Here is a 16762-nt window from a genome sequence, read left to right on the forward strand (position 1 = left end):
GAGGACGCCCCCGGCTCCGCCCCGTCCCACCCACCGGGTCTCGTGCCCGGCTCCATCCTCACGGAGGTCTCATGCGCCGCACCTGGCGACGTCATACCCTCGCGTCGGCCGGCATACTCGCCATCGCCGCGACCGCCCTCTCCCCATCAGCCGTCGGCGCTTCGGCCGCCGGCGAGTCACGGCCCATCGTCGGGTCGGCCGACCAGGCACAGGGCCAGCAGTCGGCGACTGTCACTCTCATCTCGGGCGACCGGGTCCGGGTCACGCGCACTGCGGACGGCCAGCCGCTCGCCCAGATGCTGCCCGGAGTCGACGGCACCGTCCCGGACTACGAGACCCTCCGCGACGGCGACAACCTCTACGTCTTCCCCACCACGACGGCCCAGGCTCTCGCGACAGACCTCGTCGACCGCGAGCTCTTCAACGTGACCGGCCTCGTCGCCGAGGGATTCGACGACGCCCACGCCGATGCGATCCGCCTCATCGCCCAGTACGACGAGGGCAACCGCACGGTCTCGGACACGACGCCCGCGCCGACGGGGGCCAGCGAGAGCAGCACTCTCGCCTCGGTCAACTCGCTGTCGTACGCCGTGGACAAGTCGGACGTCACGGCGGCGTGGTCGGAGCTGACCGATGCGAGCTCAGGCGCCGGAAGGGACCTCGCCAAGCTCTGGCTCGACCGTGCCCTGCGCGCGTCGCTCGCCGACTCGACCGCCCAGGTCGGCGCCCCCGTGGCCTGGACGGCCGGCCTCGACGGCAAGGGCAGCAAGGTCGCCGTCCTCGACACCGGCGTCGACGCCGGTCACCCCGACCTAGCCGGCCGGATCGGTCAGACCAAGGACTTCACCGGGTCCAAGTACGGCACCGACGACAAGGTCGGCCACGGCACCCACGTCGCGTCGACGGTCGCCGGCACCGGAGCCGAGAGCGGCGGCAAGGAGCGTGGTGTCGCGCCTGGCGCCGAGCTGCTCATCGGCAAGGTCCTCGACGACTCGGGCGCCGGCTACGAGTCGCAGATCATCGCGGGTATGCAGTGGGCCGTCGCGAACAACGCCGACGTCGTCTCCATGAGCCTCGGTAGCATGCGGCCGACGACAACGTGCGACGACCCGATCGCACAGGCCGTCAACGAACTCTCGGGCTCCAGCCGCAGCCTGTTCGTCATCGCGGCCGGCAACATCGGCGCGGCCCAGAACACGGTGTCGAGCCCCGGGTGCGCCACGTCGGCGCTCACCGTCGGCGCGGTGGACTCCACCGACACGACCGCGTACTTCTCCAGCCGCGGACCGGTCGGCGGCACCCACGCGCTCAAGCCGGAGATCGCCGCGCCAGGCGTGGGGATCCTCGCCGCGGCCGCCGGCGGCCGCGGCGTGTACGCCTACCGTCCGATGTCAGGCACCTCGATGGCGGCCCCGCACGTCGCGGGGGCTGCCGCCATCGCCAAGGAGGCCAACCCCGCCCTCACCGGTGAGCAGTTGAAGGAGCTCCTCACCTCCTCGGCGGACCCGACAGTCGCGGGCGCTGCCCAGGAGGTCGGCACCGGTCGCCTCGACATCGCGCGGATGCTCTCCCAGACGGTCACCGGACAGTCGAGCGTCTACGGAGGCGAGTTCGCGTACCCGCAGACCAAGGAGTACAACGCGAAGAGCCTCACCTACGCGAACTCCGGCGATGCGCCCGTCGACCTTCGTCTCTCCGTCGAGAAGGTCACCGGCAACGACGGTCGCCCGGTCAACACGCCGCTGGTCAGGCTCCCCCAGCACGTGGTCGTGCCAGCGCACGGCACCGTCGAGGTCCCGGTGACGGTCCAGCTCGGCGCGAACATCCCCGACAGCGCGCTCGGGGACATCACCGCCCGCATCGTCGCAACCGGCGGCGGCGGCCAGCGGGTCTCGACCGCGTTCAACCTCTACGCCACCGCCCCGTCGGTGACGCTCACGGTGACCGTCCTCGACCGCAACGGCAACCCCGCCACCGGTTCGTCGTCGGTCGACGTCGTCAACACGGACACGTCCACGGGCGAGCGCCGATACGTTGGCGGCAAGGTGCAGACCTACGCCGTCCGCCCGGGCCACTACTTCCTGACGTCGTTCGCGCTCACGCCGACCCCGGGCGCGGCCAACCCGTCGACCCCGCAGTCGCTGGCCTACCTCGCCCGTCCCGAGGTGACGATCGACAAGGATACCTCGATCGTGCTCGACGCCCGACAGGCGAACCCGCTCACGGTCTCGACCGAACAGCCCAGCGAACTCCGCTCGACGACGCTCACCTTCGAGCGGCAGTGGCCGACCTCGTGGCTGCACTCAGGATCCATGAGCACAGGTCCTGGCACCCGCGAGATCTACGCCCAGATCACGGGCAAGGTGGCCAAGGGTGACGGCTCGTTCGAGTTCGGGCACTGGAGCCGCCGGATCACCCCCCTCGTCTCGTCGATGACGACGTCCGGTGGCCTCGCGCTGCACCCGCTCTCGCCACGCGCCGGCGTCGGCAACCTCGACGGCCACGGCACAGCCGAGGCCGTCTCGGTCGGGGCGGGCACCGCTGCCGACTTCGCCGCAGTCGACGTCAAGGGCAAGGTTGCGGTGGCGCACGTCCCGGGCGGCAGCGACTACTCGATCCAGACGAGGGCTGCGAGCGCCGGAGCCAAGGCGCTGCTTCTCTACCGCGACGACCCCGGGACCTGGCTCGCGCAGGTCGGGACCAACGCGGCGCCCCTGCCGGTCTACACCCTGTCCGCGGCCGAGGGATCCTCGCTCGGCTCCGAGCTCGCAGCCGGTCCGGTGACGCTCACGTGGTCGGCGCAGGCCAAGAGCCCGTACGCCTACACGCTCGGCTTCTTCTCCGACGGCCAGCTCGTCGCGGCCCAGAAGCACGACGTGGCCGACGCCTCCCTCGGTCGGATCCAGGCGACGTACTCCAGCATGGGTGCCACGACCGACTTCGGTGACATGACTGCGGCCCAACGCCCGAGCACGGTCGCGTTCGCCGTCGGCGGCATCGACGCTCTCGCGGTGCCGAACACCCGGACGGAGTACCTGACCGCCGACGGGACGCAGTGGTTCAAGTCCATCATCTCGAGCTTCCCCTTCGGCGAGGTCATGAACGACCGCTTCCGGACCTTCTCCCCGGGACAGGCGGTCACCGACTCGTGGTACGGCGGGTCGGTCACCCCTGGCGTCCGCAACAGCTACGACGGGACACCGCAGATGATCGGAGAGCGTCAAGGTGACCTCATCGGGGTCGCCCCGACGATCTGGGCCGACAGCGCCGGTCACTGGACCGACGGCGGTTCCTTCGGCGACCTGGGCAACATGGTGCTCAAGCGCAACGGGGTCACCATCGCCACGAGCGCCTACCCGTACGACGTGTTCACGATCCCGTCCGAGGGCGCCACCTACGAGCTGACGCTGAATACGGCAAAGATCGGGGCTCCGGCCAAGTTCTGGAAGCGCTCGACGGCGATCCGGACCACGTGGACGTTCTCTTCGCACGAGGAGCCCGACGTCTACAGCCGCCCGCTGCCGATGCTCATGCCGCGTCTGGACATCCCCGCTGACGGGCTCAAAACGGTCGCGGCCGGGTCCGTCACCATCCCGGCACGCGTCCAGGCGAACCCGGGCTACCCGGCCGGCGCCATCGTGGAGGCCCACGTGTGGACCTCGACCGACAACGGCACGACCTGGGTCGAGGGCACGACGAGCCTCACGCCCGGAGGCGCAGAGCTCGTCGTTAACCACTCCGGTGACTCCGGCAAGCAGGTCAGCCTGCGCGTCGAGTTCACGGACGCCAAGGGGGCCAAGGTCTCCCAGACCATCACGCGCGCCTACGACGTGCGCTGAGGATCGTCGAACGACCGGGACCCGCCGACCGTCAACCATGCGTCGGCGGGTCCCGATCACACGACACCCACCGCGAGGTGACCGCCGACCCACGGCCACACCTGTGAACCGTTGGAAAGCGGCTCCCAGCCCTGAGGAAAACCTCTTGGGGGTGGCCGCGAGAAAGACCCCACGACGGGGTCGCGACCTCAGCGTGGCGGTTGTGGGGACGCCGAGGTGCGACAACCGAACCGCAGGGCCGCGACCGGTCCGGCAGGACCCGACCAGCCGGCCGGTCACCAGGTGCCCGGGACCACGTCGATGGTCCCGGGCAGGACCACGTCCGCCACCGGCCACCCCCGGCGGGCGGGGCCGTGCTGCTGCCGGCTCTATTGGGTATCGGTGGACACGCCCGATCCGCGTCAGCGGGCACCGGTCAGATCGCTCGATGGGATTGGCCGTCGCACAACCGCTGAGGATGCGCAGACCGCAGGGGCATGGCGGCTCTCCTCCTTGCGGGCATAGAGGTAGCGCAGACCGGGCCGGTCGCTCGGCTGTCACGCCGCCTGGTCGCCGTTCCGCAAAAAGATGGCAAACCGCCACGGCGGGACGCCGAGCACGGTAGGGAAGGGACATGAAGTGGGAGCGCCCGGCCGCGCGAACCGCCAAGAAGGCACAGGAGGTTGCCAAGCAGGACGACCTCTTACGGGCGAAGGCGGAACGGAAGCTACAGGGCTTCTATGCGATCGCGTTCGGCGGGTCGCTGTATGCCTGGGACATCGCCTTCTCGCTCGGCACCCACGGGACCATCTTCTACTACCGCCGACACGAGCTGTTCGTACTGTGCCTTGTCGTGGTCCTCAGCGCCGTCCTCCTGCGCGACCGGGTTCACACCCATCCGTGGTTGGTGCTCCTACTCCTGCCCCCGATAGCGCTCGTGGTGCAAGAGTTGGTCGTGGTCCACCCGGGCGTCGTGGCACGGGCCGCTGAGCGCATTCTGAGTATCGCTGCCCTCGTTGTGGTGCCGATCGTCGTGCGAATAGTCGGCGGGCTACTCGCGCCCGACTACTTTCACCTGCCCGGCCGCCGCACCAGGGTCACCGTAATCGCCATCATCGCGATCGTGGCGCTGATCGGCTTCCTGGCCGGCCACGCCAACAACCGCTACATGACGTGTGAGGACTTCGTCATCGCCGGCGATGATCCTCCAAAGAACTGCGCACGCCACGTTGAGCGGTGAACAGCCGTCCGACAGCAGCCCAGGTGCCCCCGTCGGGCCATGCGGCTGCCACCGAGCAGCTGGCAGTCAGAGACTCTCAGTCCGGGATCGGCACATCTCCCTCCCGAACCTTGTCGGCCAACTCGACCCGCTCTGGGTGGTAATCGTTCTGGAGGACGTGGCGTGGCGTGCTGATGCAGCGCCGGCCAGGCACGGTATGGCACACCGGGCACGGAACGAACTGCCCACCCTCCGGTACCTGGATACCTCTGGACAGGATCGCCCTGCCGACCTTGCGTACCGCCCGGAACAGCTCCTCGTCCTTGTGCACGCTGGCGGCAGAGGATACCTCCCGCATCCCTTCCCAAAACTGCGCGATGGCCTGCTCCCGGGTCATCTCGAGCATGCCCCCGACTCCCCGCACTCGGGCCGACCAAACCCGGGCATAGGGACACCGTTCCTGCCGGCTGGTCCGGGACCCACACCGAGCCCTCGGGCCACCTCGCGTCGGCCGAGCCCCACTCCACCTACTGACCCGATCGCCGGCATGCGCCAGTCGATTCGGAAGCAGGTGGAAGCCGGCCGGTTGAACCCAGATGCTGCGAGAGACCTGCACACCAAGGTGGACGCAATCGCGAAGGAGATCGCCGAGAACGACCCGGACCAGGCCGAGGAACAGCTCAAGAAGCTGCGCGACAAGCTCGGCGAGCTACGACGCGACGGCAAGCTCACCGCCGACGGCTACGACGCCCTGACCGCCGATGCCGACCGGATCGCCGCCGACCTGCGGTAAAGACGTGAAGGCCGCTCAACCACTACAAGATCGGCAGGACGCATCCTAGCCGGCCTCGGGCGCCCACTCGGCATTTATTGCACCTGTCGCCAAGATCCTCGTCGTTGGGCCGATCAGGGTGTCGCCAGCGCTTCGGTCGGGGACAGCCGGGCCGCGCGGATGGCGGGGTAGAGCCCGGCGATGCCGCCGATGAGTACCGTGGCGGCGAGGGCTCCGGCCGTCGCCCAGGCCGGTACGACGGTCGGCCAGGCCTGGTAGGCGGCGTAGCCGGTGGTGACGGCGACGCCGAGCACGACGCCGCCGACGCCGCCGAGCGCGGACAGCAGCAGCGACTCGGCGAGGAACTGCAGCCTGACCTGACCGCGGGTGGCGCCGAGCGAGCGGCGCAGGCCTATCTCGGCCCGGCGCTCGAGCACCGAGATCACCATCGTGTTCGCCACCCCGACGCCGCCGACCAGCAGGGCGACCGCGCCCAGGCCGAGCAGCAGCGCGTTGAGGGTCGCGTCGGCGGCCCGGCGCGCGCTCAGGACGTCCGACGGCTTGGAGACGACCACGCTGCCGGGCGAGTGTGGGTTGGCGGTGGCGGCCAGCACGGAGTGGACTGCTTCGACCTGGCTGTCCCGGGACCGGGCATAGATGGTGGTCGTCCGCCCGTCGAAGTGGAACATGCGCACGGCGACGTCCCAGCCGACCAGGACGGCCGAGTCCAGTTCGGGTGCGAGCGGTACGGGGTTGAGCACGCCGATGACGCTGAAGCGCTTGTTGCCGACCAGAATCTCGGTCTCGGGGCTGGGCCGGCCGACGCCGAGCTTGTTGGCCGCGTCGGCACCGAGCACCGCGGCCGGGTACTGGCTCGTGACGCCGTTGAGCCAGGCGCCGTTGCGCAGAGACGCGCCGACGGTCTGCGGCAGGGTTGTCCGGGTGGTCAGGACGCTGAGGCTGTTGGTCTCGGGCTTGGGAATCCGGTCCGAGCGATACGCCTTGGCGTCGGGCACGACCCCGGTGGCCGAGACGGCAGTGACCGGGCCGATCCGCGCGATCATCGACTCGGCCTCGGCGGGCAGCTTTGCGTTGTCGCCCTCGATGTTCCGCCCGGGAGCCACGGTCAGCAGGTTGGTACCGAGCGCGGCGAGCTGGCGATCGAGCTGTTCGCGGGAGGACGACGAGATGCCCACGACCGCGACCATCGCGGCGATGCCGATCGCGATGCCCAGCGCGGAGAGCAGCGCCCGAGTGGGCCGAGTGCGCAGCCCGGCCGCGCCGACCCGGACCACGTCCCGTGGGGCCATCCGGGCCGGCGCGAGCCGGCGGCCGACCTGCTGCACCGTCACCACCGGGCCACCCCCGCGTCCTGCGGCGTGCTGAAGCTGTCGCCGACCACCCGGCCGTCGCGCATGTGGATTTGCCGGTCGAGCCCGGCGGAGAGCTCACGGTCGTGCGTGATGACCACGACCGTGGTACCGCCGGCATGCAGCTCTCGAAGGACTTCCATGACGCCGTCGCCCGAGGCGGAGTCGAGGTTGCCGGTGGGCTCGTCGGCGAGCAGCAGGGCGGGGTCGCCGACCACCGCCCGGGCGATGGCCACCCGTTGTCGCTCGCCGCCGGACAGCTCGTGCGGTTCGTGGTCGAGCCGGTGGTCGAGCCCGACCCGCTCGAGCGTGGCCGCGGCCCGCCGTCGCCGCTCTCGCAGGCCGACTCCGGCATAGAGCAGCCCGTCGGCGACGTTGTCCAGCGCTGGGACGCCGGAGGCGAGGTGGAACTGCTGAAAGACGAAGCCGATCCGGCTCGCGCGCAGTGCGGACAGCTGCCGGTCGGACAACCGCGACACGTCGTAGCCGTCGACGGCCACCCGGCCGGAGGTGGGCCGGTCGAGTGTCCCCAGCATGTGCAGCATGGTGGACTTGCCGGATCCGGACGGGCCGACCACCGCGACCAGTTCGCCGGCGCTGATGCTCAGGGTGACGCCGGCGAGCGCGTGGACGTCGCCGGGGTACACCTTCGTTGCATCCGTCAGTTCGATCATCCCGGCATCCCTACCGTCATCCCCTCGCGCAGCCCGTCGCCGCTGATTTCGACCCGGCCGTTCGCGAAGAGCCCGGTCTGCACCCTGACGTAGTGGGTGGCGTCGTCGTCGACGACCTCGACGCCGTAGCCGCCCTCGGCCAGCGCCACGAGCGCCGCGATGGGGACGGTGAGCACGTCCTTGTGCTCTTCCGCGGTGAAGACCACGGTGACAACGGCCGCCTCGACCCCGGCAGCGGCCGCGGGGTCGCTGAGCGAAATGACCGCATTGATCATGGTCTGGGGCTGGGCGCCGGACTCCTGCGGCTCCTCGACGACGGTGTAGACCCGTTCGACGCGGCCGGCCACCGTCTTGCCGTCCGGCATCTGGATTTTCACCTCGGCCCCCTCGTGGGCCAGTCGCTGCTGGGACACTTGCAGCTCGGCGGTCACCTGACGTCCGGTGCCGGTGTACTGCAACACCTCCTCCCCGCCGCCGGTGGACTGGTTCACCCCGACGGCCATGGAGTCGATCCGGATCACGCCCGGCGCGAACACGATCCGTCCCAGCTCGACCTGACCGGTCTGTGGCAGGCCCTGGTCCTTCTGCCACTGGTTCACCGCGTTCGCGGTGGTCGCCGTGTAGGCGGTGCCGGTGCCGAAGGAGCCGTAGCCGAGGGCCTTCAGGTTGTCCTCGAGCTGCCGCACGTCCGGGCCGGTGACGCCCGGGCCGAGCGTGCGGTACGCGGCGACGTCGCCGAACATCAGCACGATCGGCTGGTTGTTCACCCGGTAGATCGGCTTACCTCGGCGGATGACGTCACCGGCGAGCGGCACCTTGGTGATGATGCCGTCGATCCGCCCGGCGAGGGTGGTTTGGGCGCTGTAGCCCAGGTGGCCGGTGACGTCGTCGGTGTCCAGGACGGTCTGACGGGTGATCTGTGTGGTGCCCGGCGGGAGGTTGCTGGCCGTGGGGGTGTCGCCGCCGTTGCCGCCGAAGCCGATGGCCGCGGCGGTCACCGCCCCCGCGGCGACCACGACGCCCGCGGTGACGGCGACGGTCCGCCCGCCGCGGCGCCGACGGCGCTCTGCCCGGTTCGTCATGGGTGGGGTCATCACTTTGCCGTGGTCGTGGAGGTCTGTGGCGTGTCGCAGGCCTCCTTCGCCGCGTCGTACTGCGGGTCGTCGCGGACCGCGTCGGGCAGCGACTTGCCGAGGTCGTTCGGGTCCGGGTCGGGGTAGCCCTCCACGCCGTGATCCCGCATGCACTTCGCGAGTTGGCGCGCCCCCGGGAGCTTCCCCGCCAGCTCGTCGGGGGTCAGGATCCGTTCGTATCGTTTACATGCCTCGATGGCATTTTTCAGCACGTTGTCGTCCAGCGTGTGCTTGTCGTACCCGCCGCCGGTCCGCACGCTGCCGTCGGCGTTGATCCGCGGGTCGGCTTCCGGGACGCCGTGGCTGCGCATGCATTGCGCGTGCTGCCTTCCTCGCTCCACAACGCTCACGTTGTGTGTCGCGGTGGGCGCGGCGGTGCCTTGCACCGAGGCAACGCCGTTACCGTCGTTGGCTCGGCCTTTCGCGCAGCCGGTTACCGCGACCAGCACCAGCAACGGCACGTAGACTGCCAGAACACGCTTCCTCATGCTTTGTCTCCTCCGGTTCGGTTCGGCTCGAGTGAAACAGCAGGCCCGCAACACCACCGTTACAGCGTGTGTAACACCGCTGTAACCCCGGAAACCGGAGACTGGGCGGCGAGGTGGGAGGGGAATGTCGCGGTGCGCGTGTTGCTGATCGAGGACGAAGTGGTGCTGGCCGAACAGGTCGCCGACGGGCTGCGGGACCAGGGCATCGCTGTCGATCTCGCCGCCGACGGCCTCGACGGGCTGCACAAGGCCGGCACCAACCGCTACGACGTGATCGTGCTCGACCGGGACCTGCCCCTCGTGCACGGCGACCAGGTGTGCACCACGCTGACCGCGAGCGGCGGCGACGCCCGGATCCTCATGCTCACCGCGGCCGGCGAGGCAGCGGACCGGGTCTCCGGCCTGACGCTGGGCGCTGATGACTACCTGCCCAAGCCGTTCGTCTTCGACGAACTGGTGTTGCGGATCCGGGCGCTGGCCCGCCGGGCCAGCAACGCCCCGCGGGTGCTGCAGCGTGCCGGTCTGACGTTCGACACCGCCCGGCGTGTCGTCACCCGCGACGGCCGCGTGGTCCCGCTGACCACGAAGGAGTTAGCTGTGCTGGAAATCCTGATGGGGTCGGACGGCGCCGTCGTCAGCAGCGAGGACCTGCTGGAACGGGCGTGGGACGAACACGCCGACCCGTTCACCGCGACCGTGCGGGTCACCGTCGCCCGGCTGCGACGCAAACTCGGCGAGCCGCCGCTGATCGAGACCGTCGTCGGCGCGGGATACCGGCTATGAGGCCGCGCTGGAAGCATCCGTCGATCCGGCTGCGGCTGACGCTCGTGTACACGGTCGTGCTGGTCGGGATCTGCACCGCACTGCTCGGACTCAACTACGCGTTGCTGTACCGGAGCCTCTACACCAGACCCGGCGCGCCCAGCATGGCCGAGTTTGAGGCCGGGTTCGGGGCCAGCGTCGGGCGGAACCCGCAGACGGACGAGAAGATTAGGCTATACCGCGAGCAGCAGGCCGAGATCGCCCGGCTGCGCACCGACGCGCTGCTGCACGCCGCCGGGACCTCCGCCGTCGGGCTGGCCGGCGCCGCCGTGCTCGCGTTCAGCGTCTCCTGGATCGTCGCCGGGCGCATGCTGCGGCCGCTGCGCGCGCTCACCACCGCCACCCGGCAGATCTCCCAGGACCGGCTCCACGAGCGGATATCGCTCGCCGGGCCTCACGACGAACTCAAAGAACTCGCCGACACCTTCGACGAGATGATCGCCCGGCTCGAAGCGTCGTTCAACAGCCAGCGGCGCTTCGTCGCCGACGCCTCCCACGAGCTGCGCACACCCCTGGCGATCGTACGGACCGGCACCGAGGTGCTGCTGTCCAAACGGGGCACCACGATCGCGCAATGGCAGGCCCTCGGTCATCGCATCCTGACCGCGACCGGCCGCACCGAACAGCTACTCGACGGCCTGCTCGCCCTGGCCCGCAGTGACGGCGGCGTCATCACCCACGAACCGCACGACCTGGCGCTCGCGACCGGCGCGGCGGTGAGCCAGGCCGACGGCGAAGCGGAGCGCGCCGGCCTGGACATCACCACCGACCTGCGCTCGGCACCGGTCAACGGCGATCCGGTTCTGCTCGAACACCTGGTGCGCAACCTCGTGGAGAACGCGATCCGGTACAACCATCCGGGCGGCTGGATCGACGTGACGACCACCGGTCGCGAAGGTCGTGCGGTCGTCATCATCTGCAACAGCGGTGAGGTGATCCCCCCGACGGAGGTCGACCGGCTGTTCGAGCCGTTCCAACGGCTGGCATCCGGCCGCCACGCCGGCCCCAAGTCGACCGGCCTGGGCCTGGCCATCGTCAAGTCCATCGTGCACGCCCACGCCGGCACCGTCACCGCAGCACCGAACGCCGGGGGCGGTCTCCGCGTCACGGTCACCCTGCCCACCGCCGATACGCAGTCCCAAACCCAGCGAGCCCAGGCATACCCCGTTTATCGTCCGGCTGCTGCTCGCGGTGTGATCAAGACAGCGGGAAGGCGACCGAGATGAGCAGGCCGCCGTCGGGGCGCGCCGCGGGGAGGACCGTCGCGCCGTGCGCGGTCGCGATCGCCCGCACGATCGCCAGCCCGAGGCCGTGCCCGTCGTGGCGTAGGCGTTCGGCGCCCAGCCGCTGGAACGGCTCGAACAGCCGCTCGACCTGCTCCGGAGCGATCACCGGCCCGCTGTTCTCCACGGTGACCCGCGCCTGCGTCTCGTCGACGCCGGTGGTCACCAGGACGTGGCCGCTGGGCGTGTTGTAGCGCACCGCGTTGTCGATCAGGTTGGCGATCAGGCTCTCCACCAGTGAGGAGTCCCCGGAGACGGGCGCCGCCGCGAGATCAGCCTCGAGCCGCAGGCCGAGCCGGTCGGCCTCGGCGCGCCGCTCCCGCACGACTCGCGCCCCGACGTCGGCGAGATCGACGGGTTCCCGGTGCTGGACGCCCTGTTCGCTGGTGGCGAGCGTGAGCAGGCCCGCGATCAGCCGCTCCTGATGCCGGCCGAGGGCCAGCGTCTCCTGGCATACCGCCCGAAGCGTCTCGGCATCGGCGTCCGGATCGGCCAGCGCGACCTGCAGCAGCGCGCGTTCGGCCGTCAACGGCGTACGCAGCTCGTGCGAGGCGTTGGCGACGAAGTGCCGCTGCGAGTCGAACGACTGCTGCAACCGCTCGAACAAGTCGTCCAGGGTGTGCGCGAGCTCGGCGAACTCGTCCTTGCGGCCCTCGATCCCGAGGCGGCGGTGCAGGTTCGAGGCCGAGATGTCCCGCGCGGTCGCCGTGATCACCCGCAGCGGCCGCAGGAACCGGCCCGCGATGAACCAGCCGAGGATCAGCGACACCACGACCATTGCGGCGTACCCGGACGCGGTCCAGCCGATCAGCGGGTGCACGGCCGACCCCTCCTGCGCCAGGGGCGCGGCGCCGCCGGTTCCGTCCGCCGGGACGGTCTCGTTGAAGCCGAGCAGCGGAATCGCCAGAAGCAGTGCGCCGGAAATCATGAACGGGACGGCGTAGAGCAGGGTGAGCTGCAGTTGCAGGGTCCGGTGCCGGATCACGGCTCACCGATCCGGTAGCCGCCCTCGCGGACGGTGTGGACGATCGGCGGATCAGCGAGCTTGGCCCGCAATCGGCGTACGGTCGTCTTCACCGCCGTCGTGAACGGGTCGGCCGCCTCGTCCCAGACGCTTTCCAGCAGCTGTTCGGCGGAGACGAGCCGGCCGTCGGCGGCCAGCAGGCATTCCAACAGCGCGAATTCCTTCGGGCTCAGGTCGAGGCGGCGGCCGGCCCGGGTGGCGACCCGGCGGGCGGGGTCGAGGCTGAGGTCCCCGTACGCCAGCGTGGGCGGCACGGCGGGGGCGCTGCGCCGGCCGAGAGCACGTACGCGGGCGACCAGCTCGGTGAAGTCGAACGGCTTGGGCAGGTAGTCGTCGGCGCCGAGGCTGAGCCCGTCCACGCGCTGCGCGACCGATCCGGCGGCGGTGAGCATCAGCACCCGACTGTGGCCGTGTCCCGCGACGATCTGTCGGCACACGTCGTCGCCGTGCACGGTGGGCACATCACGGTCGAGGACCACCACGTCGTAGCGGTTGACCGCGAGCCGTTCCAGCGCGTCGGCGCCGTCGAGGACGACATCGACCGCCATGCCCTCTCGGCGCAGGCCGGTCCCGATCGTGCGCGCCAGGATCTCGAAGTCCTCCACCACCAGCACCCGCATGCTCCTACCTTGCCAGGTCCCCGGGTGTCAGCCAGGTGTCATCCGGCGACACCGGGCTGGCACCGGCCGGCGCGTAGACCTGAGCCCGCAAACGAACGGATGTGGAGAAAGGGAGACGCAAGATGATCGTCGTGAGCGGGCTGCGGAAGCGGTTCGGCCCGAAGACCGCCCTGGACGGGATGTCCCTCACGGTGACGCCGGGGCAGGTCACCGGTTTCATCGGTCCCAACGGCGCCGGCAAGTCCACCACCATGCGTGTCATTCTCGGCCTGGACGCGGCCGACGAGGGCACGGCGCTGATCGACGGGCGGGCCTACCGCAGCCTGCGCCGGCCGCTGACCCGCATCGGCTCGCTGCTGGACGCCTCGGCGCTGCAGCCGAGCCGGACCGGCCGCAACCACCTGCTGTGGCTGGCTCACTCGCAGGGCCTGGGCTGGCGCCGGGTCGACGAGGTGCTCGAACGCGTCGGGCTGAGCGCGGCCGCCCGACGGCGGGTCGGCGGGTTCTCCCTCGGCATGCGCCAGCGGCTCGGAATCGCCGCGGCCCTCCTGGGCGATCCGCGTGGGCTGATGCTGGACGAGCCGTTCAACGGGATGGACCCCGAGGGAATCATCTGGATGCGTGGCTTTCTGCGAGGGCTGGCCACCGAGGGACGTGCCGTACTCGTCTCCAGCCATCTGATGAGCGAACTGCAAGACACCGCCGACCACGTCGTTGTGGTCGGCCGAGGCCGCGTCATCGCCGACGGCACCGTCGCCGAACTGCGTGCCTCCGCCTCCGACGGCCGGGTCACCGTGCGTACGCCGTCCGAAAGCGCGGGTGCCGTGCTGACCCGGGCCGGCGCGACCGTCGCCGGCATCCACGGCGACACGGTCACCGTCGTCGGCCTCGCCGCACAGGACGTGACCCGGGTGCTCGCCGCGAACGGGGTGCCGTTCTCCGAGGTGTCGGCGCATCGGGCGAGCCTGGAGGAGGCGTACGTCGAGCTCACCCGCGACGCGGTGGAGTACCGGGCCGCCGGCTCCGGGGAGGCGATCCGATGAGCGCGGGTTTCGGGCAGCTGCTCCACGCGGAATGGACCAAGTTCCGCACCGTACGCGGTTGGGTCATCGGGGTGGCCGTCGCCGCCGCGGCAGTCATCGGATTCGGCGTGATGCCGGGCATGCAGGGCACCTGTCACGACAACACATGCAAGCTGCCGACCAGTCCGGACGGCACCGAGGTGACCGACAGCTTCACGTTCGCCCATCAGACGCTGACCGGCGACGGCAGCATCACGGCACGGCTCAGCTCGCTGACCGGGCTGCTGCCGCAGGAACCGGGCGACGACCAGGGCTCGGGCAACGGCCCGGCGAAAGCCCAGGCCTCGGGCGCGCAAGGACGTCCGGGTCTGGTGCCGTGGACCAAGGCCGGGCTCATCGTGAAGGCCGGGACCGCTCAGGGCGCGAGCTACGCGGCGGTCATGCTCACCGGCACCAACGGCGTACGCATGCAGTACGACTACACGCACGACGTCGCCGGACCGGCCGCCTCGGCCCAGTCGCCGCAATGGCTCCGGCTGACTCGGGCCGGCGACGATGTCACGGGTGAGGCGTCGGCCGACGGCGCCACCTGGACCAAGGTCGCGACCGTGCGGCTGCCCAACCTGCCCTCCACAGTGGAAGCCGGCATGTTCGTCACGTCGCCGCAGTACGCGGAGTCGACGAGCGAGGCGTTCGGCATCACCGGGGCGATGGGCGGTCCCACCCAGGCGACCGGCGTCTTCGACCGGATCGAACGGCAGGGCGGCTGGTCGGCGGGCGCATCGACGGAAAGGTGGAAGGGCGAGGCGATCGGCGGTGACGACAACGGCCCGCAGAGCCAGGTCACCCAGGAAGACGGCCGCGTCACGGTCACCGGGTCCGGCGATATCGCACCGGCCGTGTCCGGCGCGGCCGGTCTGGGCACCACCATCACGCAGACCCTCGTCGGCACGTTCGCCGGGCTGATCGTCGTCGTCGTGATCGGCACGATGTTCGTGACCGTCGAATACGGGCGCGGCTTGATGCGTACCACCATGACGGCAAGCCCCAAGCGGGGCCGGATCCTGGCCGCGAAGGCGTTGGTGATCGGCGCTGTCACCTTTGTCACGGGCCTGGTGTCCGCGGCGGTGGTGGTGACGCTCGGACAGCACGTTCTGGAGGCCAACGGCGTGTACATGCACTCCGTGTCGGCGTTCACGCAGGCCCGGGTGATCGTCGGCACGGCGGCGCTGCTCGCGCTGGCGTCGGTGCTGGCCCTCGCGCTCGGCGTGATCCTGCGCCGCAGCGCGGCCGCCGTCACCACCGCTGTCCTCGGTATCGTCCTGCCGTATCTGCTGGCCATGACGGTGCTGCCGGCCGGAGCAGGACAGTGGCTGCTGAGGGTGACTCCGGCCGCCGCCTTCTCGCTGCAGCAGAGCACGCTGGAGTACCCGCAGGTGATCAACATCTACACGCCGGTCAACGGCTACTTCCCGCTGCCGCCGTGGGCCGGCCTGGCCGTGCTGTGCGGTTGGACCGCGCTGGCACTCGGGGTGGCCGCGACGCTGCTGCGCCGGAGGGACGCATGAGGGCGGCATTGCATGCAGAATGGACCAAACTGCGGACCTCGCCGGGTACACCATGGCTCCTGCTGGCCGCGGTCGCTTTGACCGCCGGCGTCAGCGCTGCGGCGGCGGCGACCATATACTGCCGCTCCTCCGCCTGCCTCGGCGACCCGGCGAAGATCAGCCTCACCGGCGTGCAGCTGGGCCAGGCCGTGGTCACGATCCTCGCGGTGCTGGTGATCAGCGGTGAGTACGGCACCGGCATGATCCGGACGAGTCTGACCGCGGTGCCCCGCCGTCTCACGGTGCTGACAGCCAAGGCGGTGGTGGTCACCTCCGTGACCTTGGTGACGGCGACGCTGGCGATCGGCTCGTCGGTCCTGACCGGGCGGCTTCTACTGCCAGGCAGCGGATACACGGCCGCGCACGGGTTCGCCCGGCTGTCGGTGGCGGACGGGCCGACCCTGCGCGCGGCCGCCGGATCCGTGCTCTACCTCTGCCTGGTCGCCTTGCTCGCCCTCGGCATCGCCACCGTCGTACGCGACACCGGCGTGTCCATCGGCGTGATGCTGGCACTGCTGTACCTCGTGCCGATCATCACCCAGGCGCTGTCCGACCCCGACTGGAAGCGCCATGTCCAGCAGGGATCCCCGACGGCTGGCCTGGCCATCCAGGCCACCCTGCACCTGGACACGCTGCCGATCAGCCCGTGGAAGGGCGTCGCGGTGCTGGCGACGTGGGCGGCGGGGGCGCTGCTCGCCGGGGGTGTGTTGCTGCAGGCGCGGGACGCCTGAATGATCACGGCCCATTGACGATCTCTCCGCCCTAAAGGACGGAGATTCCCTCCGCGCTGCGCGTGGAGCACGCGGCGTCCGGGGGGATTCCTGCTTCCCCGCGCGGTGCCGGCACGAGTGCCGGTCTTACCTGCGCTCCACAGGCGTTTGAGTTGTCCCAGCGTCCCTGGGCCAACACG

15 protein-coding genes are annotated in these 16762 nt (G+C 70.5%); 8 read left to right on the top strand and 7 right to left on the bottom strand.

Features of this window, described 5'->3' with window-relative positions; genetic code table 11:
* Positions 1-71: 71 nt before the first annotated feature.
* A complete protein-coding gene (locus ACZ6S5_RS29845) occupies positions 72-3839 on the top strand; it encodes a S8 family serine peptidase (RefSeq protein WP_466005556.1) in 3768 nt (1255 codons plus the stop codon).
* Positions 3840-4452: 613 nt separating this feature from the next.
* Entirely contained in the window at positions 4453-5058 is a 606-nt protein-coding gene (locus ACZ6S5_RS29850) for a hypothetical protein (RefSeq protein ID WP_466005557.1), read from the top strand.
* Between the two features lie 76 nt (positions 5059-5134).
* Here the strand turns inward: ACZ6S5_RS29850 and ACZ6S5_RS29855 are convergent, their stop codons facing one another.
* A complete protein-coding gene (locus ACZ6S5_RS29855; RefSeq protein ID WP_466005558.1) occupies positions 5135-5443 on the bottom strand; it encodes a zinc finger domain-containing protein in 309 nt (102 codons plus the stop codon).
* Between the two features lie 141 nt (positions 5444-5584).
* Between ACZ6S5_RS29855 and ACZ6S5_RS29860 the strand changes: the two genes are divergently transcribed.
* Entirely contained in the window at positions 5585-5830 is a 246-nt protein-coding gene (locus ACZ6S5_RS29860) for an FIMAH domain-containing protein (RefSeq protein ID WP_466005559.1), read from the top strand.
* A 113-nt stretch (positions 5831-5943) separates the two neighbouring features.
* On the opposite strand, the gene ACZ6S5_RS29865 is transcribed toward ACZ6S5_RS29860, so the two are convergent.
* Genes ACZ6S5_RS29865 through ACZ6S5_RS29880 form a run of 4 tightly spaced genes read right to left on the bottom strand, consistent with a single transcriptional unit; the run spans position 5944 to position 9474 of the window.
* Positions 5944-7119, bottom strand: coding sequence for an ABC transporter permease (locus ACZ6S5_RS29865; protein ID WP_466005570.1), 1176 nt, complete (start codon positions 7117-7119; stop codon positions 5944-5946).
* 38 nt (positions 7120-7157) lie between these two features.
* Complete coding sequence (locus ACZ6S5_RS29870; RefSeq protein ID WP_466005560.1) at positions 7158-7853, bottom strand: ABC transporter ATP-binding protein; 696 nt, start codon at positions 7851-7853, stop codon at positions 7158-7160.
* On the bottom strand, positions 7850-8935 hold the full coding sequence (locus ACZ6S5_RS29875; protein ID WP_466005561.1) for a peptidoglycan-binding protein: 1086 nt from the start codon (positions 8933-8935) through the stop codon (positions 7850-7852). The genes ACZ6S5_RS29870 and ACZ6S5_RS29875 overlap by 4 nt, the downstream gene beginning before the upstream one ends.
* A gap of 11 nt (positions 8936-8946) precedes the next feature.
* A complete protein-coding gene (locus ACZ6S5_RS29880; protein ID WP_466005562.1) occupies positions 8947-9474 on the bottom strand; it encodes a hypothetical protein in 528 nt (175 codons plus the stop codon).
* Between the two features lie 132 nt (positions 9475-9606).
* On the opposite strand from ACZ6S5_RS29880, the gene ACZ6S5_RS29885 reads away from it, so the two are divergent.
* Positions 9607-10257 (top strand): response regulator transcription factor, encoded by a 651-nt coding sequence (locus ACZ6S5_RS29885; protein WP_466005563.1) that lies wholly within the window; start codon positions 9607-9609, stop codon positions 10255-10257.
* A complete protein-coding gene (locus ACZ6S5_RS29890) occupies positions 10254-11522 on the top strand; it encodes a sensor histidine kinase (protein ID WP_466005564.1) in 1269 nt (422 codons plus the stop codon). The genes ACZ6S5_RS29885 and ACZ6S5_RS29890 overlap by 4 nt, the downstream gene beginning before the upstream one ends.
* Here the strand turns inward: ACZ6S5_RS29890 and ACZ6S5_RS29895 are convergent.
* Positions 11494-12564, bottom strand: coding sequence for a sensor histidine kinase (locus ACZ6S5_RS29895; protein ID WP_466005565.1), 1071 nt, complete (start codon positions 12562-12564; stop codon positions 11494-11496). The genes ACZ6S5_RS29890 and ACZ6S5_RS29895 overlap by 29 nt on opposite strands.
* The gene (locus ACZ6S5_RS29900; protein ID WP_466005566.1) at positions 12561-13223 is read right to left on the bottom strand and encodes a response regulator transcription factor; all 663 of its coding nucleotides are present in this window, start codon (positions 13221-13223) and stop codon (positions 12561-12563) included. The genes ACZ6S5_RS29895 and ACZ6S5_RS29900 overlap by 4 nt, the downstream gene beginning before the upstream one ends.
* Positions 13224-13345: 122 nt before the next feature.
* Here ACZ6S5_RS29900 and ACZ6S5_RS29905 point away from each other — a divergent pair, with 122 nt between their 5' ends.
* From ACZ6S5_RS29905 to ACZ6S5_RS29915, 3 genes are read left to right on the top strand one after another with little or no spacing between them, the layout of a single operon-like run.
* Entirely contained in the window at positions 13346-14266 is a 921-nt protein-coding gene (locus ACZ6S5_RS29905; RefSeq protein ID WP_466005567.1) for an ATP-binding cassette domain-containing protein, read from the top strand.
* Positions 14263-15813 (top strand): ABC transporter permease subunit, encoded by a 1551-nt coding sequence (locus ACZ6S5_RS29910; protein ID WP_466005568.1) that lies wholly within the window; start codon positions 14263-14265, stop codon positions 15811-15813. The genes ACZ6S5_RS29905 and ACZ6S5_RS29910 overlap by 4 nt, the downstream gene beginning before the upstream one ends.
* Positions 15810-16583: an ABC transporter permease gene (locus ACZ6S5_RS29915; protein ID WP_466005569.1), complete on the top strand. Its 774-nt coding sequence runs from the start codon at positions 15810-15812 to the stop codon at positions 16581-16583. Before ACZ6S5_RS29910 ends, ACZ6S5_RS29915 begins: the two co-directional genes overlap by 4 nt.
* Positions 16584-16762: the final 179 nt, after the last annotated feature.

The organism is Micromonospora sp. NPDC051924 (assembly GCF_055586005.1).

What these genes read in the sequence shown, in the direction of transcription:
- ACZ6S5_RS29880 (WP_466005562.1), bottom strand. Translation starts at nt 9,474, where the DNA reads ATGAGGAAGCGTGTTCTGGCAGTCTACGTGCCGTTGCTGGTGCTGGTC.
- ACZ6S5_RS29905 (WP_466005567.1), top strand. Translation starts at nt 13,346, where the DNA reads ATGATCGTCGTGAGCGGGCTGCGGAAGCGGTTCGGCCCGAAGACCGCC.
- ACZ6S5_RS29875 (WP_466005561.1), bottom strand. Translation starts at nt 8,935, where the DNA reads ATGACGAACCGGGCAGAGCGCCGTCGGCGCCGCGGCGGGCGGACCGTC.
- ACZ6S5_RS29870 (WP_466005560.1), bottom strand. Translation starts at nt 7,853, where the DNA reads ATGATCGAACTGACGGATGCAACGAAGGTGTACCCCGGCGACGTCCAC.
- ACZ6S5_RS29900 (WP_466005566.1), bottom strand. Translation starts at nt 13,223, where the DNA reads ATGCGGGTGCTGGTGGTGGAGGACTTCGAGATCCTGGCGCGCACGATC.
- ACZ6S5_RS29860 (WP_466005559.1), top strand. Translation starts at nt 5,585, where the DNA reads ATGCGCCAGTCGATTCGGAAGCAGGTGGAAGCCGGCCGGTTGAACCCA.
- ACZ6S5_RS29890 (WP_466005564.1), top strand. Translation starts at nt 10,254, where the DNA reads ATGAGGCCGCGCTGGAAGCATCCGTCGATCCGGCTGCGGCTGACGCTC.
- ACZ6S5_RS29915 (WP_466005569.1), top strand. Translation starts at nt 15,810, where the DNA reads ATGAGGGCGGCATTGCATGCAGAATGGACCAAACTGCGGACCTCGCCG.
- ACZ6S5_RS29910 (WP_466005568.1), top strand. Translation starts at nt 14,263, where the DNA reads ATGAGCGCGGGTTTCGGGCAGCTGCTCCACGCGGAATGGACCAAGTTC.
- ACZ6S5_RS29865 (WP_466005570.1), bottom strand. Translation starts at nt 7,119, where the DNA reads ATGGCCCCACGGGACGTGGTCCGGGTCGGCGCGGCCGGGCTGCGCACT.
- ACZ6S5_RS29850 (WP_466005557.1), top strand. Translation starts at nt 4,453, where the DNA reads ATGAAGTGGGAGCGCCCGGCCGCGCGAACCGCCAAGAAGGCACAGGAG.
- ACZ6S5_RS29845 (WP_466005556.1), top strand. Translation starts at nt 72, where the DNA reads ATGCGCCGCACCTGGCGACGTCATACCCTCGCGTCGGCCGGCATACTC.
- ACZ6S5_RS29855 (WP_466005558.1), bottom strand. Translation starts at nt 5,443, where the DNA reads ATGCTCGAGATGACCCGGGAGCAGGCCATCGCGCAGTTTTGGGAAGGG.